The sequence below is a fragment of the Dankookia rubra genome (assembly GCF_004355005.1).
Taxonomy (GTDB): domain Bacteria; phylum Pseudomonadota; class Alphaproteobacteria; order Acetobacterales; family Acetobacteraceae; genus Paracraurococcus; species Paracraurococcus ruber_A.
The window spans coordinates 23,656-43,801 of record NZ_SMSJ01000046.1 but is presented as its reverse complement, the minus strand read 5'-3'; the positions used below and the strand labels follow the sequence as shown (position 1 = coordinate 43,801).

22 protein-coding genes and 1 pseudogene are annotated in these 20,146 nt (G+C 71.8%); 13 read left to right on the top strand and 10 right to left on the bottom strand.

The genetic code is table 11. The features are described 5' to 3' along the window. Positions 1–377, bottom strand: a pseudogene (locus E2C06_RS24270) (hypothetical protein); the annotation flags it as partial. A gap of 33 nt (positions 378–410) precedes the next feature. On the opposite strand from E2C06_RS24270, the gene E2C06_RS24265 reads away from it, so the two are divergent. Both E2C06_RS24265 and E2C06_RS24260 read left to right on the top strand, forming a co-directional pair. Then, positions 411–1,382, top strand: a complete 972-nt coding sequence (locus E2C06_RS24265; protein WP_133291175.1) for a Bug family tripartite tricarboxylate transporter substrate binding protein — start codon at positions 411–413, stop codon at positions 1,380–1,382. 111 nt (positions 1,383–1,493) lie between these two features. Next, positions 1,494–2,384 carry a dienelactone hydrolase family protein gene (locus E2C06_RS24260; protein WP_133291174.1) on the top strand — a complete coding sequence of 297 codons (891 nt, stop codon included), beginning with the start codon at positions 1,494–1,496 and terminating at the stop codon, positions 2,382–2,384. Here E2C06_RS24260 and E2C06_RS24255 read toward each other — a convergent pair. Beyond that, the gene (locus E2C06_RS24255) at positions 2,341–3,336 is read right to left on the bottom strand and encodes a TerC family protein (RefSeq protein ID WP_133291173.1); all 996 of its coding nucleotides are present in this window, start codon (positions 3,334–3,336) and stop codon (positions 2,341–2,343) included. The genes E2C06_RS24260 and E2C06_RS24255 overlap by 44 nt on opposite strands. A 364-nt stretch (positions 3,337–3,700) precedes the next feature. Here E2C06_RS24255 and E2C06_RS24250 point away from each other — a divergent pair, with 364 nt between their 5' ends. The 3 genes from E2C06_RS24250 to uraD all read left to right on the top strand — a co-directional run bounded on the left by E2C06_RS24250 (position 3,701) and on the right by uraD (position 4,713). Then, positions 3,701–3,964: a twin-arginine translocase TatA/TatE family subunit gene (locus E2C06_RS24250; RefSeq protein ID WP_133291172.1), complete on the top strand. Its 264-nt coding sequence runs from the start codon at positions 3,701–3,703 to the stop codon at positions 3,962–3,964. A gap of 102 nt (positions 3,965–4,066) precedes the next feature. Next, positions 4,067–4,231 carry a hypothetical protein gene (locus E2C06_RS37860; RefSeq protein ID WP_165982627.1) on the top strand — a complete coding sequence of 55 codons (165 nt, stop codon included), beginning with the start codon at positions 4,067–4,069 and terminating at the stop codon, positions 4,229–4,231. Next, positions 4,228–4,713 carry a 2-oxo-4-hydroxy-4-carboxy-5-ureidoimidazoline decarboxylase gene (uraD, locus tag E2C06_RS24245; RefSeq protein ID WP_133291171.1) on the top strand — a complete coding sequence of 162 codons (486 nt, stop codon included), beginning with the start codon at positions 4,228–4,230 and terminating at the stop codon, positions 4,711–4,713. Before E2C06_RS37860 ends, uraD begins: the two co-directional genes overlap by 4 nt. Positions 4,714–4,860: 147 nt before the next feature. Here uraD and E2C06_RS24240 read toward each other — a convergent pair whose 3' ends face one another. After that, positions 4,861–5,715, bottom strand: coding sequence for an alpha/beta fold hydrolase (locus tag E2C06_RS24240; RefSeq protein WP_165982626.1), 855 nt, complete (start codon positions 5,713–5,715; stop codon positions 4,861–4,863). A 577-nt stretch (positions 5,716–6,292) separates the two neighbouring features. Between E2C06_RS24240 and E2C06_RS38855 the strand changes: the two genes are divergently transcribed. Continuing rightward, complete coding sequence (locus E2C06_RS38855) at positions 6,293–6,820, top strand: alpha/beta hydrolase family protein (RefSeq protein WP_206664674.1); 528 nt, start codon at positions 6,293–6,295, stop codon at positions 6,818–6,820. 1 nt (position 6,821) lies between these two features. Here E2C06_RS38855 and E2C06_RS24230 read toward each other — a convergent pair whose 3' ends face one another. Continuing rightward, the gene (locus tag E2C06_RS24230) at positions 6,822–7,310 is read right to left on the bottom strand and encodes a deaminase (RefSeq protein WP_133291169.1); all 489 of its coding nucleotides are present in this window, start codon (positions 7,308–7,310) and stop codon (positions 6,822–6,824) included. A gap of 187 nt (positions 7,311–7,497) precedes the next feature. Beyond that, complete coding sequence (locus tag E2C06_RS24225) at positions 7,498–8,475, bottom strand: Bug family tripartite tricarboxylate transporter substrate binding protein (protein ID WP_133291168.1); 978 nt, start codon at positions 8,473–8,475, stop codon at positions 7,498–7,500. Between the two features lie 133 nt (positions 8,476–8,608). On the opposite strand from E2C06_RS24225, the gene corA reads away from it, so the two are divergent. Next, positions 8,609–9,595, top strand: coding sequence for a magnesium/cobalt transporter CorA (gene corA / locus E2C06_RS24220; RefSeq protein WP_133291167.1), 987 nt, complete (start codon positions 8,609–8,611; stop codon positions 9,593–9,595). 195 nt (positions 9,596–9,790) lie between these two features. Continuing rightward, positions 9,791–10,756, top strand: coding sequence for an acetamidase/formamidase family protein (locus E2C06_RS24215; RefSeq protein ID WP_133291166.1), 966 nt, complete (start codon positions 9,791–9,793; stop codon positions 10,754–10,756). A gap of 86 nt (positions 10,757–10,842) precedes the next feature. On the opposite strand, the gene E2C06_RS24210 is transcribed toward E2C06_RS24215, so the two are convergent. The 3 genes from E2C06_RS24210 to E2C06_RS24200 all read right to left on the bottom strand — a co-directional run bounded on the left by E2C06_RS24210 (position 10,843) and on the right by E2C06_RS24200 (position 13,885). After that, the gene (locus tag E2C06_RS24210; RefSeq protein WP_133291165.1) at positions 10,843–11,913 is read right to left on the bottom strand and encodes an SDR family oxidoreductase; all 1,071 of its coding nucleotides are present in this window, start codon (positions 11,911–11,913) and stop codon (positions 10,843–10,845) included. Between the two features lie 102 nt (positions 11,914–12,015). Further along, positions 12,016–12,750, bottom strand: a complete 735-nt coding sequence (locus E2C06_RS24205; protein WP_369126543.1) for a superoxide dismutase — start codon at positions 12,748–12,750, stop codon at positions 12,016–12,018. A 64-nt stretch (positions 12,751–12,814) separates the two neighbouring features. Next, on the bottom strand, positions 12,815–13,885 hold the full coding sequence (locus E2C06_RS24200; RefSeq protein ID WP_165982625.1) for an ABC transporter ATP-binding protein: 1,071 nt from the start codon (positions 13,883–13,885) through the stop codon (positions 12,815–12,817). Between the two features lie 147 nt (positions 13,886–14,032). Here E2C06_RS24200 and E2C06_RS24195 point away from each other — a divergent pair, with 147 nt between their 5' ends. The 5 genes from E2C06_RS24195 to E2C06_RS24175 all read left to right on the top strand — a co-directional run bounded on the left by E2C06_RS24195 (position 14,033) and on the right by E2C06_RS24175 (position 18,550). Beyond that, positions 14,033–14,380 (top strand): DUF883 family protein, encoded by a 348-nt coding sequence (locus E2C06_RS24195; protein ID WP_133291162.1) that lies wholly within the window; start codon positions 14,033–14,035, stop codon positions 14,378–14,380. Between the two features lie 17 nt (positions 14,381–14,397). Beyond that, positions 14,398–14,832 carry a phage holin family protein gene (locus E2C06_RS24190; RefSeq protein WP_133291161.1) on the top strand — a complete coding sequence of 145 codons (435 nt, stop codon included), beginning with the start codon at positions 14,398–14,400 and terminating at the stop codon, positions 14,830–14,832. 409 nt (positions 14,833–15,241) lie between these two features. Further along, a complete protein-coding gene (locus E2C06_RS24185; RefSeq protein ID WP_133291160.1) occupies positions 15,242–17,038 on the top strand; it encodes a histidine kinase famiy protein in 1,797 nt (598 codons plus the stop codon). Positions 17,039–17,138: 100 nt separating this feature from the next. Continuing rightward, a complete protein-coding gene (locus tag E2C06_RS24180) occupies positions 17,139–18,158 on the top strand; it encodes an enoyl-CoA hydratase/isomerase family protein (protein ID WP_133291159.1) in 1,020 nt (339 codons plus the stop codon). Next, positions 18,155–18,550 (top strand): acyl-CoA thioesterase, encoded by a 396-nt coding sequence (locus E2C06_RS24175; RefSeq protein WP_133291158.1) that lies wholly within the window; start codon positions 18,155–18,157, stop codon positions 18,548–18,550. Before E2C06_RS24180 ends, E2C06_RS24175 begins: the two co-directional genes overlap by 4 nt. A 4-nt stretch (positions 18,551–18,554) precedes the next feature. Here E2C06_RS24175 and E2C06_RS37855 read toward each other — a convergent pair whose 3' ends face one another. Then, entirely contained in the window at positions 18,555–19,043 is a 489-nt protein-coding gene (locus E2C06_RS37855) for a hypothetical protein (protein ID WP_165982624.1), read from the bottom strand. 165 nt (positions 19,044–19,208) lie between these two features. After that, a complete protein-coding gene (locus E2C06_RS24160) occupies positions 19,209–20,123 on the bottom strand; it encodes a DMT family transporter (protein WP_133291155.1) in 915 nt (304 codons plus the stop codon). Positions 20,124–20,146: the final 23 nt, after the last annotated feature.

Sequence of the window (20,146 nt, the reverse complement as noted above, 5' to 3'; positions counted from 1 at the left end):
GTGACGGTGGTGCTGCTGCCGGCCGGGGCGGGCGGCGCGCCGGGGGCGGAGCCGGCCGCCGAGCCGCCGGCCCGCGCGCCGGAGAAGCCGGCCGGCCCCCCCTCGGGGACACCGGCCACGGCCCCAACGGCGGAGCCGCGCAAGGCCCCGACGGCGGAGCCGCGCAAGGCCCCTGCCGCGGAGCCGGCCAAGGTCCCTTCGGCACAGTCGGGCAAGACGCCAACGGCGGAGCCGGCGAGATCCCCCACGGCGGAGCCGCGCAAGGCCCCGTCAGCGGAGCCGGCCAAGGACGCGCCGGCCGAGCCGGCCAGGCCCTCCTCGGCCGAGCCGGCCAAGCCCTGACGCCGCTGCTTGCCGCCGGCGCGGCGGCCGGCCATGACATTCCGGCGCCCGCCCAGGAATCGCCCGTCATGAGCATCACCCGCCGCAGCCTCCTCGCCGCCCCTGCCCTGCTGCTGGCCGGGCCGGTCGCGGCCCAGCCGGCCTGGCCGGACCGGCCGCTGCGCTTCATCGTCCCCTTCCCGCCCGGCTCCACCCCCGACACCACCGGCCGCGCCATCGCGGCGCATTTCACCCGCGCGCTCGGCCAGCCCTGCGTGGTGGAGAACCGGGCCGGCGCCGGCGGCAATATCGGCACCGGCCTGGTGGCCGCGGCAACGGACGGGCACGTGGTCGGGCTGACCATCAACGGTCCGCTCAGCACGGCGAAGGCGCTCTACCCCGACCTGTCCTACGACCCGGCGAGGGACCTTGCGGTCGCCTCCCTGCTGGTGCGGGGGGCGCAGGTGCTGGTGGTGCACCCGGATGTTCCGGCGCGCGACCTGGCCGGCTTCGTCGCGCATGTCCGGGCGAACGCCGGGAAGCTCTCCTTCGGCTCGGTCGGCTCGGGCTCGGGCGGGCACCTGGCGATGGCCGACCTGATGGCGCGGGCCGGGCTCGAGATGGTGCATGTCCCCTATCGCGGTTTCCCGCAGGCGGTGCTGGACCTGGTGGCCGGGCGGATCGAGACGATGATCCTCGCCTCCGCCGCCATCCTGCCGCAGCTGCGGGAAGGCCGGGCGCGGGCGCTGGCGGTCACCGCCGAGCGGCGCATCCCGCAGGCGCCCGATATCCCGACCCTGGCCGAATCCGGCTTCCCCGGCGCCGAGAGCTATGCCTGGAACGCGCTGATCGCGCCCGCTTCCATGCCGGCCGACCGCGTCGCCCGGCTGGCGGAGGAGGCCGCGAAGGCGTTGGCCGAACCGCCGACCCGCGCCGCGCTCGAGGCCGGCGGCTTCGAGGTGGTGGCGAGCGGCCCGGCCGAGGCGACCCGCTTCGTCGCAGCCGAGACCGCGCGCTGGAGCGGACTGATCGCCCGCCTTGGGATCAGAGCGGAGGCATAACTCCCGCGGTCACGTCGGACTGAGCCACGGCCGCCTCGCCGGCTCGTCACCGCCCTTCCCGCCCCGCGGGTCCATGCTGCCGCCGCATCCCCTTGGTGGAGGCGGTCCCGCATGCCCCTGGCGCGACGGCGCGGCCTGGTCCTGCTGCTGGCCCTGGCGCCGGGCCTGCCGCGCGCGGCGGGCTGCGCCGCGGACCTGCCCCTCGCGGCCGAGGCGCCGCCGCCGGCCCCGCTGCGGCCGGACTGGGAGGCCGTCGGGCGGCCTGTGGTGGTGGTCCTGCCGGACCATCTCGGGCTCGATGCCAGGGCTGCCTTCCATGCCGAGGCGCTGCTGGCGCGCGGCCTGGCGGTCCTGCCGGTGGCGCTGCCCGCGGACGGGGGCACGGATCTCGGCGACCGGCTGCGGCCGCACGCCCCTGGATCGGCCGAGGCGGCGCCGCAGCTCCTGCCCGGGCTCTTCGCGCTGCTGCGGCGGCTCTCGGCCGCGGCCGGGCCGCGCCGGCCGGTCGGGGTGCTCGGCTTCGGGACGGGCGGGGAGGCGGCGCTGCTGGCCGCGCAGGCGGCCGCAACGGGCCTGGGCGGGCCGCGCTTCGGCGCGCATGCCGCGCTCTACCCGACCTGCGCCAGCCAGGCGCTGCGGCGGGAGCGCCTGGCTGGCGCCGCGACCACCGGGGCGCCGCTGCTGCTGATCATCCCGCATGACGGCACGGCGGGCGAGATGCCCGGCGGCTGCGCCCGGCTTTATCCCGCCTCCGGCCCGCCGGGGGAGGACCCGGTGACGCTGCGCGGCTATGATTCGCTCGGCTACGGATTCGACTTCTGGCCGGCGGTCGCCTGGCAGGCGGGCGATGCCGGCTTCGACCCGCTGCGCTTCGACGCGCTGCGGGCACGCCTGGCGCGGGACGAGCTGGCGGCCTTCTTCGCCGCAGCCCTTGCCGCCCCGCGCCGAGGCATGCCGGTCAGCCCGCCGGCTTTGCCTCGCCCCGGGTCTTCCAAAGGCTGAGCGCGATCGAGCCGCCGATCACCGCGCCGGTCAGGGTCAGGGCATATTCCACCGGCACCGCCTTGCCGCCCGCCAGGTAGTTGGCCAGCATCTTGGCGCCGACGATCATCAGCACGATCGACAGCCCGTGCTTCAGGTAGCGGAAGCGGTGGATGACGCCGGAGAGGGCGAAGTACATCGCCCGCAGGCCGAGGATGGCGAAGACGTTCGCGGTATAGACGATGAGGGGGTCGTCGGTGACCGCGAAGATCGCCGGGATGCTGTCCAGCGCGAAGACCAGGTCGGTCAGCTCGACCATGATCAGCACCAGGGCCAGCGGCGTCAGCATCCAGCGGCCGGCCTTCCTCGAATCCTGCCCGCGCGCTTCCCGCACGACGAAGGCGCGGCCGCGGTAGCCCTCCGTCACCGGCAGCCAGCGTTCCAGCCAGCGCAGCACGGCGCTGTCGCGCGGGTCGCCGGCGGGCGCGCCGACCGAACGCAGCATCTTCCAGCCGCTCCAGACCAGGAAAAGGCCGAAGACCACCATGATCCAGTCGAATTCCCGCATCAGCGAGGTGCCGAGCAGGATCATCGCCGCCCGCATCGCCAGCGCGCCGAGGATGCCCCAGAGCAGCACCCGGTGCTGGTAAGCCGGCGGCACGCCGAAGCGGGCGAAGATCAGGACGAAGACGAAGATGTTGTCGACCGAGAGCGACCACTCGATCACGTAGCCCGTGAGGAACTCCAGCGCCCGCGCCTGCCGCCCCGCTTCCGGTCCGTAGGAGGTCCAGAGGAAGCCGAAGAAGCCGAGCGCGAGCAGCGCGTAGCCGGCGGACTTCAGCAGGGCCGTGCGCACCGGCACCGGGGCCGGGTCGCCGTTGGCATCCCGGCGGCCGAACAGGCCGAGGTCGAGCAGCAGGAGCCCGAGCACGGCGGCGTTGAAGGTGATCCAGAACCACAGGCCGGGTTCCATCGCATGGTCCTCCCTGGCGCGGCGGGAGGCAGCATGCGGAAGGCAGCCACGGACCCGGACGCGCGGCGTTGCGCGCATCCGACATCGCGGCAGGCGGCCCGGAGGGGGCCGCGGCGCCGCCAGAGGGGCCCGGACGGCCGACGAGATGGAGATCCGGAAAGCGGTATCAACCCCGTTGTCCCGGCGCGCCCGCCGGCCCATCTGACGGTTTGCGCCGCCCGGGGTGGCGCACTAGTGTCCGCGCGGAAGCCGGGGCAGGGTGCGGGATGGCCGCGACCGCTGACCAAGGCAGGGCGTGGCTGCTCCTTGCCGCCGGACCGGGCGGCACGGGGCGCGACAACAGACAGGGTTATCGGGGCGTCACATGGGTTCCTTCAGCATCTGGCACTGGCTCATCGTGCTGCTGGTCGTGCTGCTGCTCTTCGGCAGCGGCAAGATCAGCAACCTCATGGGTGACCTCGCCACCGGCATCAAATCCTTCAAGAAGAACATGAAGGAGGACGAGCCCGACGCCTCGCTGGCCGAGAGCGCGCCGCCAGCTGCGACCAAGCCGACCGGCAGCATCGGCGGCCCCGCGGCGCCGGCCGAGCCCGCCACGACGACGACGACGAGCCGCCCGGCCGCCTGACGCCGGGCGCCGCGGCGCTCCGGCCCGGTTCCCCACCCACCCCACCGAGTTGCCAGGGCGCTTCCCGCGAGGGGGCGTCCTGCCCGCGTTCCGGATGGCAGGATGTCAGACCAGGTCTTCGCCACCACGACCGCGGCGATCATCGCCGCCGGGATGCTGGCCTGCCGGCTGGTCCGCGCAGCGGATGGCACGGCGGCAACCGGCCGCCACGCCGAGGCCACCGATGTCCCCGCCGTCGCCCGTGCCTCCGGGCTGCCTGCGGCATGACGCGGGAGGATTTCCTCGCCCGCTTCGGCAGCGTCTTCGAGAACCGGCCCGACCTCGCAGAGGCGGTCTGGGCGCTCGGCCCCGATTGCGGCTCCGCCACCGCCCTGCATGCCTCCTTCGTCGCGGTGCTGCACGGGCTGCGAGGCGCGGCGCTGACGGATTTCCTCAACGGCCATCCCGACCTGGCGGGGCGGCTGCTGGAGCAGGGCGCGGTCACCGAGGACAGCGCGAAGGAGCAGGGCTCGGCCGGGCTGGATTCGCTCGATGCCGCGGCGCGGGCGCGCTTCCTCGCGCTGAACGAGGCCTATCGCGCGCGGTTCGGCATCCCCTTCATCATGGCAGTGCGCGACCGCGGCGCCGCCGAGATCCTGGCCGGATTCGAGGCGCGGCTGGGCAACACGCCGGGGCAGGAGCGGGCGGAGGCGGTGCGGCAGATCGGGCGCATCCTGCTGCTGCGGCTGCAGGACCGCTTCGCGGCCTGAAAGGAAGCAAAGTTGGGGAGGGAAAAGTATTCCCATCCCCAAACCCCGCCCTTCCTTTTTGGGTGTCGGCACTCGCTGCGCGGAGGGTGCCAAACTCCCCAAAACAGATGCGGGGGCTCGGGGGAGAATACCTTCTCCCCCGATCTTTCACACCGGATGTGCCGCCAGGTGCTCCAGCAGCAGCCCATTCACCCGCTCCGGCACCTGGTCCGCGGCATAATGGCCGACGCCCGGCAACTCGACGAAGCGGTAGGGCGCCTCGATAAAATCCACCGTCCCTTCGGCCGCCATCCGCCCCACCGTGTCGTCGGCATCGCCCCAGATGAACAGCGTCGGCACCTCGATCTTCGGGATCGGCCGGTGCACCGTGCCGCGGGCGCGGTACCAGGCCAGCGCCGCCTCCAGTGCCGGGGCGTTGCCGAGGACGGCCAGGTGCTTCTCGGTCTGCGCCGGCGGGATGCCCTGCGCCTTGTGCCGCACCCGCAGCCAGGCGGCATCCTCGGCCAGCAGCTTCGGCACCGCGTCGGGCTCGAGGAAGGCCTTGTGGTGGCGCGACCGCGTGGGCTGCTCCGGATCGTCGGCGAGGGCGCGGGCGAAGGCGCCGGGATGCGGGCGGGACAGCATGGTCAGCGAGGCCACGCGGTGCGGCCAATGCGCGGCGATCTCCCAGGAAAGGCTGCCGCCCCAGTCATGCCCGACCAGGTGGAAGCGGCATCCTGCCCCGCCCATCGCCTCGGCGAGGTCGAGGGCGTCCCGGATCAGCAACCCGATGTCGTATTGCGCCCGGTCCTGCGGGTCGGGCCGCGCGCCGGGCGAATAGCCCCGCTGGTTCGGCGCCGCGGCGAAATAGCCGGCCGCGGCCAGGGCCGGGACCTGCGCGTCGTACAGGTGGCGGGAGACGGCAAAGCCGTGCAGCAGCAGCACCAGCGGTGCCCCCGGTTCGCCGGCCACCGAGACGTCGAAGACGAGGCCGGGGCCCGTCTGCACATTGCGCGTGTCCATGCTGCTTCCCTCCCCCGGCGCTGCGCCGCCGGCGGAGCATAGGCGGCGCGATCGCGGAAGGGCATCGCCGGTCGCACCCCACGCCATGCTCTCACCGAACGCAGCCCGGTATCCCTCCAGAATGGTTCGTTGAAGCTGGAAAGGTTGCAATACCAATGCCTCGACCGGGGCGGCCCGTCAGACCACTGATTGGGCGAGCCCCGATCGAGAGGACAACACGATGCGCCAGGACGTCGCCTTCAGGACGACCGACGGCACCACGCTGCGCGGCTGGCACTACCTGCCGCAAGGCACCGGACGCTTCCTCACCATCGTCATGGCGCAGGCTTCTCAGCGGTGAAGGAGATGCATCTCGACCGCCATGCCGAGGCCTTCGCCAAGGCGGGTTTCGCCTGCCTCGTCTACGACAACCGCAATCTCGGCGCGAGCAACGGCGCGCCGCGACAGGAGATCGACCCCTGGCAGCAGGTCCGCGACTATTCGGATGCCATCACCTTCGCCGCCGGCCTGCCACAGACCGACGCGGCCCGCATCGAGGTCTGGGGGTTCGCGCTACAGCGGCGCCCATGTGCTGGTCGTGTCCGCCATCGACCGGCGGGTGAAGTGCGTGGTCTCCCAGGTGCCGGCGATCAGCGGGTCGCAGGGCTTCCGCCGCTTCGTCCGACCGGATTTCATGGGCGGGCTCGAGGCGCACTCCCATGCCGATCGCCTCGCCGGGGCGGCGGGGGAGGCGCCGGCGATGCTGGCCGTGGTGGATGCCGCCTCGGTGGCGCCCTCGGCCCTGCCGAGGGCCGATGCCTACGCCTGGTTCACCGAGACCGCCGCCAGCCGCGCCCCGTCCTGGCGCAACGAGGTGACGCTGCGGACCCTGGAATACGGGCTGGGCTATGAGCCGGGCAGCTATGTCGGGCTGATCTCGCCGACGCCGCTGCTGCTGACCGTCGCGATGAAGGATCAGTTGGCGGTGTCCGACCTCGCCATCGCCGCCTTTGAGCCGAAGCGGCTGGTGCTGCTGCCGGGCGGGCATTTTGATGCCTATGCCGCGGAGTTCGCCCAGTCCTCCGGGCCCGCGACCGAATGGTTCCGCACGCACCTGCAGGGCTGATCTAACCGGACGCCCTGGCCCAGGCCTCCAGCACCGCGACAGCCTCCGCCACCAGCGCCTGGCGGGCGGGGATGCGGCCCTTGCCGATCGGCGCACCGGCCTCCCGCCGCAGCGCCGCCACGTCGCCGCCGCGGCGCTTTTCCCGCGGCACGCCGGCCAGGGCCGCGGCACTGTCGGCCAGCGACGCCGCATAGACCACGCGGCCGATGCCGACGATCTGCATCGCCGCGACGCACAGCGCACAGGGTTCGCAGGAGGAGTAGAGGTCGCAGCCGTCCAGGTCGAGGGTGGCAAGGTTGGCGCAGGCGTCGCGGATCGCTTCCGTCTCGCCGTGCGAGGTGGGGTCGAGCCGGGCGCGGGAGCGGTTGAACCCCTCCCCCACCACCCGGCCACCCTTCACGACGACCGCGCCGAAGGGCTCGCTGCCCGGCGTCGCGGCGGCCTGGGCCGAAAGCGCGATCGCGCGGCGGAGGAAGCTGTCGTCATCCATGGCAGACCCGCGTCTCATCCAAGGAAGGGAAAGGCATTCTCTCGCCAAGCCTCAGCCTTCCTTTTTGTTTATGGGCGTGGCGCTCGCGAAGCGGAGGGTGCCGGGCCCGGAAAAACAAATGGGGCCGAAGGCCCGAAGCATCCAGAACGCGAAGCCCTGCCTTCCCGCCTCGCTTCTTCCCTTCGCCTCAATCGTTCCTGATACCCATGGCCTTCACCGTACCGCCCACCGTGTCGATCTGCTCGCCGACGAAGCGGGTGAATTCCGGTTGGGTCATGCTGCCGGGAACTATGCCGACGGCGGCCATCCGGTCCTGCATGGCCTGGGTCCGCATCGCCGCGGCAACCTCGGCATGCAGCCGCTCGGCGATCGGCGCCGGCAGGCCGGCGGGGGCGGAGAGGCCGAGCCAGTTCTGCGCCAGCAGCCCGGGCAGCCCGGCCTCGGCCACCGTCGGCACGTCCGGCACGCTGGCCGCCCGTGCCGTCGCGGTCACCGCATAGGCGCGCAGCCGCCCGGCCCTGATGTTCTCCACATTCTCCGGGAGCGTGTCAAAGGACAGCAGGATCGACCCGCCAAGCAGGTCCGCCTGCATCGGTTGGCTGCCGCGATAGGGCGCGTGGTTCAGCGGGATGCCGGTCTGCTGCGTGAACATGGTGCCGACCACATGCCCGACCGAACCGGCGCCCGAGGTGCCGAAGGTCACCGGCTGCGGCTGTGACCGCATCCAGGCCATCAGCCCCTTGAGGTCGGTCGCCGGGACGGAAAGGTTGGTCACCACCACCATCGAGGTGGCGCCGAGATAGGACACATGGGTGAAGGAGGCCTGCGGGTCGTAGCCCGCCTTGGAATAGAGCGGCGGCGAGGTGACGATCGGCGCCGTGTTGCTCAGCATCAGGGTATAGCCATCAGCCGGCTGCTGCGCGACGTGCAGCGCCGCCAGCGTGCCGCCGGCGCCCGGCTTGTTGTCCACCACCACCCGCTGGCCAAGCCGCGGCCCGAGCGCCTCGGCCAGGACCCGGGCGACGATGTCGGACGACCCGCCGGGCGGGAAGACCACGACGATGCGGATGGGCTTGGCTGGCCAGGGATCGGCGGCGGCGGCCAGGCCGGCCTGCCCGGTGGCGAGGCAGAGGACTGCCCCGAAAAGCTGCAGCAGACGACGCATGACGAGTGCCTCTCGCAGGGTTCACCGGCTTCGGCAGGGAAGCAGCAAGCGCCGGGCCAAGCGAAGGGCCAGGGGTGACTTGCCTCCCTGCTGCGGCTAGACACGCCGGACCCGAGCGGCCGGGAGCACCCAGATGCTGACCACCTACACCGTCGAGAACGGCCATCTGCTGGTGCGCGAAGGTCCGCAGGACGCGGCCTCGTTGCAGCGCGCGGTCTGGATCGACCTGCTGACCCCGACCCAGGCGGAGGAGGCCCAGGTGCAGGACGCCCTGCGGCTGGAAATCCCGACCCGCGAGGAGATGCAGGAGATCGAGAGCTCCTCCCGCCTCTACAAGGAAGGCGACGTGCTCTTCCTGACCGCCCCCTTTCTCTATGGGGTCGAGGGCGGCGAGTTGGGCTCGACCGCCATCACCTTCGTGCTCGGCAATACCGCGCTGGTCACCGTCCGCTACGCGACGCCCAAGGCCTTCGCGGTCTTCAGCGCCCGCTGCCAGCGGGCGCCGGCGATCATGCTGGGGACGCCGGACGGGGTGATGCTGCATCTGTTCGAGCAGATCGTCGACCGCCTCGCCGATATCCTCGAGCGCATAGCCGCTGACATGGACCGCGCCAGCCAGGCCGCCTTCCGCACCGCCAAGGCCAAGGTCAAGGCCACCCGCAAGGATGCCGACCTGAAGGACGCGCTGATCACGCTTGGCCAGGTCGGGGAGGTGACGACCCGCGCCACCGAGACGCTGCTCGGCCTGTCGCGCATCCTCACCTTCCTCACCGCGGAAAAGGCGGTGGCGGTGCGGCGGGAGAACCAGGCATTGATCAAGTCGCTGGTGCGCGACGTGCGGTCACTGGTCGAGCACGCGAATTTCCTGAACGGCAAGGCGAATTTCCTGCTCGACGCGGTGCTCGGCATCATCAATGTCGAGCAGAACGCCATCATCAAGACCTTCACCGTCGCCAGCGTCGCCCTGATGCCGCCGACCCTGATCGCCAGCATCTATGGCATGAACTTCGCGCGGATGCCGGAGCTGCAATGGGACCTCGGCTATCCGATGGCCCTCGGGCTCATGGTCATCTCCGCCGTGCTGCCCATCGTTTATTTCCGCCGCAAGGGCTGGCTGTGACGCAGGCCGCCGAGGGGCGGAACCGCCCGGGGAGGTGAACCCCGCTCCGGGCCGGGCAGGCCGGAGCGGCGGCCCGGCATGCCGCGCCTGTGTCCCCGGGGCTGGACCGGCGGCCGCGCGACTTGCCAGCCTGGCTTCCAGCTTGCATCCATGCGGAGCAATCCGATCCTTGCTATCGACCCCCGGGGGACCAGCATGCCAGCCACCCACCGTATCGAGCCGACCATCGCCAATGTGCGCTGGGGCGCCTTCGATGCCGCCTTCGCGCCGGTCAAGGAAGTGGACCCCGGCGACCTCGTGATCCTCGAATGCGTCTCCGGCGCGAAGGAGGTCATGCCTCCCGCCGGCAGCGGCCTGGCGATCCCGGAAAAGCTGGCCGCCATCCAGGCCGGCGGCGTGCCGCGGCTCGGGCCGCACATCCTGACCGGGCCCGTCGCGGTGAAGGGCGCCGAGCCGGGCGACGTGCTGCGCGTCGACATCGAGCGGATCGAACTCGGCGCCGACTGGGGTTTCTGCGCCTTCCGCCCTCTGGTCGGCACCCTGCCGGAGGATTTCCCCTATGCCCGCGTGCTGCACATCCCGGTGGACCGGGAGGCGATGACCTGCAAGGTGCCGGTCGGGCCGGGCGTCACCATCCCGATGGCGCCCTTCTTCGGCGTCATGGGCGTGGCGCCGCCGCGGGAATGGGGCACGATCAGCACGAAGGAGCCGCGCGCGCATGGCGGCAACCTCGACAACAAGGAATGCGGCGAGGGCGCGACGCTGTTCCTGCCGGTCTTCGTCCCCGGCGCCAATTTCTCCGCCGGCGACGGCCACGGCGTGCAGGGCGACGGCGAGGTCTGCATCAACGCGCTGGAGATGTGCCTGACCGGGCACTTCCGCCTGTCGCTCGAGAAGGGCGGCGGTGCGCGCGACCCGATCCTGAAATACCCGCGCGCGGAGACGAAGACCCACTACATCAGCATGGGCATGCACGAGGATCTCGACGTCGCCATGAAGACCGCGCTGCGGGAGATGATCGCCTTCATCGTCTCGCGCTCCAACCTCTCGGCGGCCGACGCCTACCAGATCTGCAGCCTGGCGGTGGACTTCCACGTGACGCAGACGGTGAACGGCGAGAAGGGCGTGCACGGCATGCTGCGCAAGGGACTGCTGTTCTGAGAACCCGGCACTTGCCGCGCGGCGAGTGCCGGACCAGGAGACGTGCATGAGGTGCCCGGGGAGAATACCGCCTCCCCGGCACTGCGCTACACGAAACGCCGGACCTGCCGCCGCGCGTCGCGCATCAGGTGACCGGACCCCATCCGCTGCGCCGCGCCCGCGCCCAGCACCAGCGCGCCGAGGCCCGCCAGCACCGTCGCCGTCAGCGCCGGATGCAGCTGCGCTTCGAGGAAGAGGCTGGTCTTCCGCACCGGCGCCACTGGCCGTGTCAGGCTCTTCTCCGTCCCGTCCTCGCGCGGCTGGTACAGGTTGTCGTAGCGCTCGGGCTTCGGCCGCTTGTCGGAAACCTGCACGGGGTAGCCGACCATCTCCAGCGCCAGGTCGGTCGCGCGCGGGAAGAGCGCGCCCATCAGCGAGATGGCATGGCCACCGAAGCCGACCACGATCTCCCGCTTGCGGTGCTCGCAGGCATGCAGGATGGCGCGGGCGACGAGGTCGGGCTCGTAGGCCGGCGGCGGCACCCGCACGCCGGGGCTGTCCAGCAGGTTGCGCGCATGGTCCTGGAAGCCGGTCTCGATGCCGGAGGGCTTGATCAGCGTGACGCTGATCGGCCGTCCGTCGCGTTCCAGCTCCATCCGCAGCGCGTCGGTGAAGCCGCGCACCGCGTGCTTGCTTGCCGAATAGGTGCCCTGCAGGATCATCGCGCGGTCGGACAGCACGCTGCCGACATTGACGATGGCGCCGCCGCGGCCGCGCAGCGCCTTGGCCGCGATCAGCGAGCCATGCACCACGCCCCAGTAGTTGGTGTCGAACAGCCGCTTCTGGTCCTCGATCGGCGTCTGCTCGAGCGTACCGTAGACGCTGGTGCCGGCGTCGTTGACCCAGGAGTCGAAGCCGCCGAAGGCCTGTTGCGCCTTTTCCGCCGCGGCCTCCAGTGCCGCCTTGTCGCCGACGTCGGCGACCGCGAAGTCGGCCCGGCCGCCGCGGGACCGCAACTCCTCGACGATGGTCCGCAGCGCGGCCTCGTTGCGGGAGATGAGGAAGACGCGGGCGCCGGCACGAACGGCACGCCTTGCGGTGGCAAGGCCAATCCCGGAACTCGCGCCGGTAATGACGATGGTCTGCTGCGACAGCGGCTTCAGCCGGATTTGCGGCATGGGGATCCTCGGACTTTGGGGGGTGGGGGGAGAACCCGCACCCCGCGCCCCGGTTCCCGGTCCCGGCGGGCGATCGAGGCCCGCGCCCTGCGCCGCTTCGCGTCAGACCTTCAGCGCTCCCGCCTGCGCCGCCGCGTAGCGCTGCGCCACCGCGTCCCAGTTCACCACGTTCCACCAGGCCTTGGTGTATTCGGGGCGGCGGTTCTGGTAGCGCAGGTAGTAGGCATGCTCCCAGACATCGTTGCCGAGCAGCACCCGGCCGCCCTCCATCAGCGGGGTGTCCTGGTTTGGCTTCTGCACCACCGCCAGCTTGCCCTCCCGCGTCACGGTCACGAAGGCCCAGCCGGAGCCGAATTGGGTATTCCCGGCGCGCTCGACCGCGGCGCGGCAGGCGTCCCAGCCGCCGAGGTCGCGCTCGATCGCCGCCAGCAGCGGACCGGAGGGCTGGCCGCCCTTGCCGCCCATCACGCCCCAGAACATGGTATGGTTGGCATGGCCGCCGCCATTGTTGCGGACCGCAGTGCGGATGCCTTCGGGCAGTTCGGGCAGCTTCGCCAGCATCTCCTCGATCGGCATCGTGTGCAGCGCGGAGTGGTCCTTCACCGCGGCGTTCAGGTTGGTCACGTAGGCCGCGTGGTGCAGGTCGTGGTGGATCTGCATGGTGCGGGCATCGATCGCCGCCTCGTTCGCTTCCATCGCATAGGGCAGCGGCGGCAGGGTGAAGGGCCCGGTCGGCGCGGCGGGCGCGGCCGCCTGGGCGAAGACGCGACGCGGCGCTGCGGCAAGCAGCGCGGCGCCGCCGAGCAGCAGGCCACGGCGGCTGGCGGAAAGGGTCACTGGCGGTCTCCCGGGTTGTTCGGCCGGACATGGTAACGGCAATCGCCGCACCAAGGGCCAGGCACTATCGCAAGGCGCGGAAGGCGAAGGCGGCATAGGGGTCCCAGGCCACCGAGGCCGGGCCGCCTACCCGCGGCACCCGGCTGCCGGCCGGGCGCCTCGCTACCAGCGTCCCGCCGCGGCCGAGCTCGATCAGCAGCCGCACGTGGTCGCCGAGGAAGATCGCGTCGCGCAGCGCCGCCTCCAGCGCGCCTTCCCCCATCTCCTCGGCGGTCATCGCCGCGACCGCCACGCGTTCCGGCCGGATCGCGACGATGCAACGGCTGCCCGGGCCGGCAGCGTCGCCGCGCCGCGCCCAGAGCTCCGGCCCGCAATCGAGGCGGACCTGGCATTCGTCGCCATCCAGCGCCAGGACCGTGCCGGGCAACCGGTTGTTCTCCCCCAGCAACCCGGCGACGAAGCCGGTGGCCGGATCGTCGTAGACCTGCTGCGGCGTGCCCTGCTGCACCACCTCGCCGGCCTCGAGCACCACGAGGTGGTCGGCCAGCAGCATCGCCTCGGCCGGCTCGTGCGTCGCCAGCACGGTGGTCAGGCCGATGCGGCGGAACAGCGCGCGCCATTCCAGCGCCAGGCGTTGCCGCGTCGCGTGGTCGAGGCCCGCCAGCGGCTCCTCCAGCAGCAGCACCGCGGGCTGTGGCGCCAGCGCGCGCGCCAGCGCCAGCCGGCGCCGCGGCACCGGCCCCAGATCGCCGAGCCGCGTCGCCTCCTGCCCGTCCAGCCCGAGCTGGGTCAGTGCGCGGGCGACATGCGCGGCGCGCTGCTCCCCCGGCAGGCCCAGCACGGGCTCCGTCACCAGGCGCTCGGCGGTGCGGCCGGCGGGCATGCCATCGATTGGCTGGAAGATGCCGAAGCCGCGCCAGCCCGGCGGTTGACGGTCGAGGTCCGCGCCGTCCAGCAGCACGCGGCCCTGGTCGGGCGAGGCCAGACCGGCCAGCAGCCGCAGCACCCCCTCCTGACCGGCGCCGGGCGGGCCGAGCAGCACCGTGCAGCCGCCGCGCGGCACCACCAGGTGGATGTCCAGCAGGCCGAGTGCGGGCTTGCGCACGGCCTCGAAGCGCAGCAGCGGCGCGTCCATGCGACTCTCCCGGATGTGGCAGGGCAGGCTTGGCAGCCAGCCGCCGCATGTCAACGCAAGGGTCATCGCCCGCCGGAACCGATTGTGGAACCTCCGGCGCCGTGCTGGCGTTCCCAGGTCAAGTTACCCCAGCGGAAGGAGCACGCCATGAGCGCCGCCAATGATTTCTCGAATGACGCCCGCAACCTGAAGAACCAGGCCGAGGCCTCGGCGACCCGCGTCGGCGACGATGCGAAGGAAGAACTCGCCAAGCTGCGCGCGCAGGTCGAGCGGCTGATGGAGGAACGCGTGACCCCGGCGTTGGCCGGTGCCGCCGACCAGGTCTCGGACTATGCGAACCGCGCCCGCGAGACCATCGAGGATCAGGCCGACGCGATCTCCGACACGGTGCGGGAGCGCCCGCTGACCGCGGTCGCCATCGCCGCCGCGGCCGGCTACCTGATCGGCAGGTTGATGGGCGGCAACACCTACGTCTATCCGCGCGACCGCCACTGAGCGCGGAGGGCTAGCGCATGCGCATGTTTCAACTGCTCCGCCTGGCCGCCCAGGCGGAGGCGCTGCGCTGGAAGCGGACCGGCCGCGGCTACGCCATTCAGGCAGGCCTCGGCGCGGCCGCGGCCATCTTCTTCCTGCTGCTGATGGTCATGCTGCATGTCGCGGCGCTGATCTGGCTGGCGCGCGGGCGCGACCCGGCGGTCGCCGCGCTGATCGTCGCCGGCGTCGACCTGGTGCTGGTCGCCCTGCTCGGCTGGCTGGCGGCCCGGCATGCCGAGGACCCGGTGGCGGTCGAGGCGACGCGCGTGCGCGACGACGCGCTGCGCCAGGTGGGCGATACGACGGCGCGGGCGGCCATGGTGCTGCCCCTGCTGCGCAGCCAATCGGCCAAGAAGGGGATGATCGGCGCGGCGCTGACCGCTGCCGTGATCGGGCTAGTCGCCCGCCGCTAGCCTCTGTCTTGCCGGATGGGCCGGGCAACCCCGCCCATCCGGCGCCTCGAGGATCCGCGTCCCGTCCGGCGCCGCGTTGGCGCTCGCCCAGCACCAGCCCCCAGGGCCGCATACCTTTGGCCTCGCCGCCGTGCGGCGCAAAGGCCGCGCTGCCGCCCAGATAGCCAATCCCCGCCGTCGTGTGACGCCATCCGGCTGCCATTCCGTGGTGCAAGCGCTGCCGTACTTTCTTCCCGGAACCGGGAGCATCACTGCCTGCCATGGTCCTGGTTTGCTCGGCGAGGACGCCGAACCTGGGCGGTCATTCCGTCAATAAACATTCCAGAGAAACTTTTTCTACCTCTGCTGGTTGTGTTTCTCGCCCACGGTACAACCTCGGCCCTTGGCTGGGGCAGGGGGAGAAGGTGGAATGCGCGAGGATCGAGACCCGGCGCGTGATGCCGCAATTCGACGTTTGGCGGATCGGTCGGGACGAGACAGCGCGGACCTCCTGCGCGACGCGGAGGATGCGGCCGAGACGATCGGCAACGGACAGAGCCATGGTGTTCCCGCTGCGGCGCGCCACGAGGACGGCAGCGCCAGCCCGACGGGCGGACCTGGCGTCAATCATTGGCAGGAAGCCCGGATCTCGCGTTCCGGCCTCAACGACCGCGGCAATGTCTTCTTCGCCGCAGTCGAGATGACGCGCATGCCGATGATCGTCACCGACCCCAACCAGCACGACAATCCCGTTGTCTTCGCCAATGGCGCGTTTCTCGATCTCACTGGCTTCGGCCGAGAAGATATCTACGGCCTGAACTGCCGCTTCCTTCAGGGCGTGCTGACCAGCCAGGACACCGTCCGGCAGGTGCGCGAGGCCGTCCGGGAGCACCGGCCCTTCGCGACGGAAATCCTGAACTACCGCAAGGACGGCACTGCCTTCTGGAACGCCCTGTTCATCGGACCGATCTTCGACGCCGGCGGCAAGCTGCTCTATTTCTTCGCCTCCCAGCTCGACGTCACGCGTCGGCGAAACTCCGAGGACGCCTTCCGCCAGTCGCAGAAGATGGAGGCAATCGGCCAGCTCACCGCCGGCCTCGCGCATGACTTCAACAATGCGCTGCAGGTCATCCTTGGCAACCTGAAGCGGCTGCAAGCCCATGCCGGGGACCAGGCGCAGGTCGCTCGCGCGGCGGACCGCGCCACCCGCGCCGGCGAGCAGGCCGCGAAGCTGACCAAGCAGCTCGTCACCTTCGCCCGCAAGACGCGGCTCGAGCCGCGGGCCGTGCAGCTCGACGAGGTGGTCGCGGAATTCGCCGAGATGCTGACACGCACGCTCGGTGGCGAGATCAGCATTGCCCTTGAGGCCGCACCCGACCTGCCACCCTGCGTCCTCGATCCGGTGCATGCGGAGATGGCGCTGATGAACATCCTGGCGAATGCGCGAGACGCGATGCCCGGCGGCGGTCGTGCTGTCGTCCGGACCGCGACGGTCGAACTCGACGAAGCGGCGATCCATGCCGGCGGGGATGGGCTAAAGCCGGGCCGATACATCGTGCTCTCGGTCGAGGACAACGGCCCGGGCATGTCCCCCGAGGTGCTGAGCCGCGCAGCCGAGCCCTTCTTCACCACGCGCAAGGGCCAGGGAACCGGGCTCGGCCTCGCCATGGCGCACGGCTTCGCCCGGCAGTCCGGCGGGCGGCTCGAGATCAGCAGCGAGCTCGGCGCCGGCACCACCGTTTCCATGCTGTTCCCCGTCGCCACGGACGGGAACGCGCCGCCGCAGCCGGCTTGGTCCGAACCCGTGCTGGACCCTCGTGGCGGCGCCGAGACGATTCTTGTCGTCGAGGACAATGACGATGTTCTCGACCTCGCGGTCCACCACCTCCTGGGACGCGGCTACCGCGTGCTCTCCGCACGCAGCGGCGAGGAGGCGCTGCATGTCCTGGGCGAGTCCGGAGGACGCGTCGACCTGCTGTTCAGCGACATCGTCATGCCAGGCGGGATCAACGGCCTGGTTCTGGCGGAGCAGGCCCGCGCCATGGTCCCCGGCCTGCGGGTCCTGCTGACGACGGGGTACAATGAAGATCTGGTGCGGGCTCGGGCCCCGGGCCAGGAACCGGTGCTGGGCAAGCCCTACCGCGAGACCGAACTGGCCGCCCGGGTCAGGCTCGTGCTGAACCAGCCGAACGGGCAGCCGCCGCCTGGAAGCTCGCACGAAGGCTGATCGCGGCGGCGCGGCATGACCGGCCGTCCAGCGGGCGGGTTGCTGTCCGGGAGCCCAGGGGCTACCCGATGCTCCCGGGACGAGAGCCAGGGAGCGCTGCGTGAGCGAGACGACAGAACCGACCGTGCTGACCCGCCGCGAGGGCGCCGCCGGCACGCTGCTGATGAACCGGCCGAAGACGCTGAACGCCCTCGACCTCGCCATGATCCGCGACTTCCAGGCGGCGATCGATGCCTGGAAGGACGATGCCTCGGTGAGGCTGGTCATCCTCGAGGGCGCCGGCGGCAAGGCCTTCTGCGCCGGCGGCGACGTCCGCCGGATCCGCGAGTTGGCGATCGCCGGCGAGGCCGCGGCGATCGAGGCCTTCTTCGCCGAGGAATATGCCGTCAACCGCGGCATCGCCACCTTTGGCAAGCCCTGGGTCTCGCTCATCGACGGGTTCTGCATGGGCGGCGGCATCGGGCTTTCGGTGCATGGCGCGCCCATCGTCGTCAGCGAATCCGCGATGCTGGCGATGCCGGAGACGGCGATCGCGCTGTTTCCCGATGTCGGCACCTCCTATGTCCTGCCACGGCTGCCCGGTGCGATCGGCACCTGGCTGGCGCTCACCGGCACGCGGCTGCGCGGCGGCGATTCCGTGCATGCCGGCCTCGCCACCCACTACGTCCCGAAGGCGAAGCTGCCGGCTTTGCGGGAGGCCTTGCTGGCCGGCGATGTCGCGGTGCTGGACCGCTTCGCCGAAGCCGCGTCGCCCCCCGCCTTCGCGCCGCACCGCACCGCCATCGACCGCTGCTTCGGCCGCGACACCATGCCGGCGATCCTGGCGGCGCTCGATGCCGAGGGCACCGACTGGGCGCGCGAGCAGACGGCGATCCTGCGGCGGATGTCGCCGACCTCGCTCTGCGTCTCGCTCGAGTTGATCCGCCGCGGCGCCGGCGCGACGCTCGACGAATGCCTCGAGATGGAACTGGCGCTCGGCCGCAGCGTGGTCAACGGCCATCCCGACTTCCGCGAGGGCGTGCGCAGCGTGCTGGTGGACAAGGACGGCGCGCCGCGCTGGACGCCGTCGAGCATCGAGGCGGTGGACCCGGCGGCGATCGCCGCGCTCTTCAGGGGATGAGCGCGGCGCCGGCCGCCGGGCCGCGCGGCGACCTCGCCATCCGGACGCTGGCCATGCCGGCCGACACCAACCCGGCCGGCGACATCTTCGGCGGCTGGATCATGTCGCAGATGGACGTGGCCGGCGGCATCAGCGCCGTCGCCCACGCCAATGGCCGCGTGGTCACCGTTTCCTGCACCGACATGGCCTTTCTCAAGCCGGTGAAGGTCGGCGACGTCGTCTGCGTCTATTGCGACCTGGCGCGCATCGGCCGCACCTCGCTCACCCTGCATGTCGAGGCCTGGGCGCTGCGCCAGGGCCAGGGCGAGCGGATCAGGGTGACCTCGGCCGACTTCACCTATGTCGCGCTGGACGGGGACGGCAGGCCGCGACCGGTGCGCGCCGCCCCCTGACCGGCTACTCGGCCGAGGCGATCACCTGCTGGGCGGTCCGGGTGGCGCGCTCCGCCTCCGTCGCGCGGCCGTGCTGCAGCGCGGCGCGCGCCTCGGCCAGCGGCGCCATGGCCTGCTGGGGAACCGGATCGCCGGCTGCCTTGGCGTTCAGCAGGGCGGTTTGCGCCCGGGCGAGATCCGCATCGGCCTGCTTCGTCCGCCGCGCCGCCATGTCGGATTCGGCCTGGCGCAGCAGCGCATCGACGTCGTCGAGCCTAGCCTTCCGCACCGGCGCGGCGGCGGGCGGCGGCGCTGCGGCCACCGCCGCGGCCGGGGCTTGGGCCGCGCGCGGCGCGGCCAGCCCATAGGCCTTCATCTCGGGATTCTCGTGTCCCGGCCGTTCCAGCCCGGGGGTGGTGCGCGATCCGCCAGGAATGGTGGCGCCATCCTCGGCCAGGACCGGGCCGGCGGTCAGGGTCAAGGCCAAGGCGGTGGTCAGGCGTGCAAGCCGCATCGATCCGTCCTCCTCTTCGGCAAGGCGCGCCGCATCGTGCGGCGGCCAAGGGCCTAACGACGCAGGCGGCCGATCGACATGAGCCGGTTCCAACAGGGCGGTGAAGCATGCGTCATGAGGCCTGCGTCACGAAGCCGGCGCCCACGGCGGCCCGCCGGCGCGGGGTCAGCGCCCGACCAGCACCAGCACCACCCCCGCCACCACGACGCAGACGCCGATCACCTCGGCGGCGGAGGGTTTCTCCTGCAGGTAGAAGCGGCTGAACAGAAGGGTGAAGATGATCTCCACCTGCCCCACCGCCCGCACCAGCGCGACGGGGGCGAGCGCGAAGGCGGTGAACCAGCAGGCTGAGCCGCAGGCCGAGAGTGCCCCGACCTGGGCGCTGGTCCGCCAGGTGGTGAGGACGGCGCGGGCCTGGTCCGGCTCCCGCGCCAGCAGCCAGCCGCCCTGCATGCAGGTCTGCAGCACATTGGCCGCCACCAGCGTCACCAGCGCCCGCAGGATCGGGTCCTCGCCGGGCAGGGCCTGATTGGCCGCCTTCACCAGCACGCTGGTGAGGGCGAAGAAGAACCCGGCCGAGAGGCCGCAGAGCGCTGCCGGCTGCACCGTCGCGCGCAGCACCTCCCCCAGGCTGCGCGCCTTGCCGGCCAGCGAAAGCCAGAGCACGCCGCCGACGCCGACCGCGATGCCGAACCAGGCCAGCGCCGAGATGCGCTCTCCCAGCACGATGAGCGCGAGGATGGCGCCCTGCACCGCCTCGGTCTTCGCATAGGCCGTGCCGACCGCGAAGCCGCGATAGCCGAAGGCCATGATCAGCAGGTTGGTGCCGAGGATCTGTCCCAGCCCGCCGGCCGCGGCGAGCACGAGGAATGCGAGGTTCAGCGGCGGCAGCGCGCCGCCGAAGAGCAGCAGGTAGAGCGCCAGGATCAGCGCGCCGACCGGCACGCCATAGAGGTAGCGCACCACCGCCGCGGCATTGACCGATAGCTGGCCGCGCAGCTTCTGCTGCATGGCGGTACGCCAGGTCTGGAAGAGCGCGGCAGCCAGGGTCACCGGCAGCCAGAGGGGCGAGAGGATCATTCCTACCCAGGCTGCGTCCCGCC

Excerpts from the sequence above, each read along its gene's own strand:
- E2C06_RS24265 (WP_133291175.1), top strand. The coding sequence starts at position 411 with ATGAGCATCACCCGCCGCAGCCTCCTCGCCGCCCCTGCCCTGCTGCTG.
- E2C06_RS24260 (WP_133291174.1), top strand. The coding sequence starts at position 1,494 with ATGCCCCTGGCGCGACGGCGCGGCCTGGTCCTGCTGCTGGCCCTGGCG.
- E2C06_RS24255 (WP_133291173.1), bottom strand. The coding sequence starts at position 3,336 with ATGGAACCCGGCCTGTGGTTCTGGATCACCTTCAACGCCGCCGTGCTC.
- E2C06_RS24250 (WP_133291172.1), top strand. The coding sequence starts at position 3,701 with ATGGGTTCCTTCAGCATCTGGCACTGGCTCATCGTGCTGCTGGTCGTG.
- E2C06_RS37860 (WP_165982627.1), top strand. The coding sequence starts at position 4,067 with ATGTCAGACCAGGTCTTCGCCACCACGACCGCGGCGATCATCGCCGCC.
- uraD (WP_133291171.1), top strand. The coding sequence starts at position 4,228 with ATGACGCGGGAGGATTTCCTCGCCCGCTTCGGCAGCGTCTTCGAGAAC.
- E2C06_RS24240 (WP_165982626.1), bottom strand. The coding sequence starts at position 5,715 with ATGGACACGCGCAATGTGCAGACGGGCCCCGGCCTCGTCTTCGACGTC.
- E2C06_RS24230 (WP_133291169.1), bottom strand. The coding sequence starts at position 7,310 with ATGGATGACGACAGCTTCCTCCGCCGCGCGATCGCGCTTTCGGCCCAG.
- E2C06_RS24225 (WP_133291168.1), bottom strand. The coding sequence starts at position 8,475 with ATGCGTCGTCTGCTGCAGCTTTTCGGGGCAGTCCTCTGCCTCGCCACC.
- corA (WP_133291167.1), top strand. The coding sequence starts at position 8,609 with ATGCTGACCACCTACACCGTCGAGAACGGCCATCTGCTGGTGCGCGAA.
- E2C06_RS24215 (WP_133291166.1), top strand. The coding sequence starts at position 9,791 with ATGCCAGCCACCCACCGTATCGAGCCGACCATCGCCAATGTGCGCTGG.
- E2C06_RS24210 (WP_133291165.1), bottom strand. The coding sequence starts at position 11,913 with ATGCCGCAAATCCGGCTGAAGCCGCTGTCGCAGCAGACCATCGTCATT.
- E2C06_RS24200 (WP_165982625.1), bottom strand. The coding sequence starts at position 13,885 with ATGGACGCGCCGCTGCTGCGCTTCGAGGCCGTGCGCAAGCCCGCACTC.
- E2C06_RS24195 (WP_133291162.1), top strand. The coding sequence starts at position 14,033 with ATGAGCGCCGCCAATGATTTCTCGAATGACGCCCGCAACCTGAAGAAC.
- E2C06_RS24190 (WP_133291161.1), top strand. The coding sequence starts at position 14,398 with ATGCGCATGTTTCAACTGCTCCGCCTGGCCGCCCAGGCGGAGGCGCTG.
- E2C06_RS24185 (WP_133291160.1), top strand. The coding sequence starts at position 15,242 with ATGCGCGAGGATCGAGACCCGGCGCGTGATGCCGCAATTCGACGTTTG.
- E2C06_RS24175 (WP_133291158.1), top strand. The coding sequence starts at position 18,155 with ATGAGCGCGGCGCCGGCCGCCGGGCCGCGCGGCGACCTCGCCATCCGG.
- E2C06_RS37855 (WP_165982624.1), bottom strand. The coding sequence starts at position 19,043 with ATGCGGCTTGCACGCCTGACCACCGCCTTGGCCTTGACCCTGACCGCC.
- E2C06_RS24160 (WP_133291155.1), bottom strand. The coding sequence starts at position 20,123 with ATGATCCTCTCGCCCCTCTGGCTGCCGGTGACCCTGGCTGCCGCGCTC.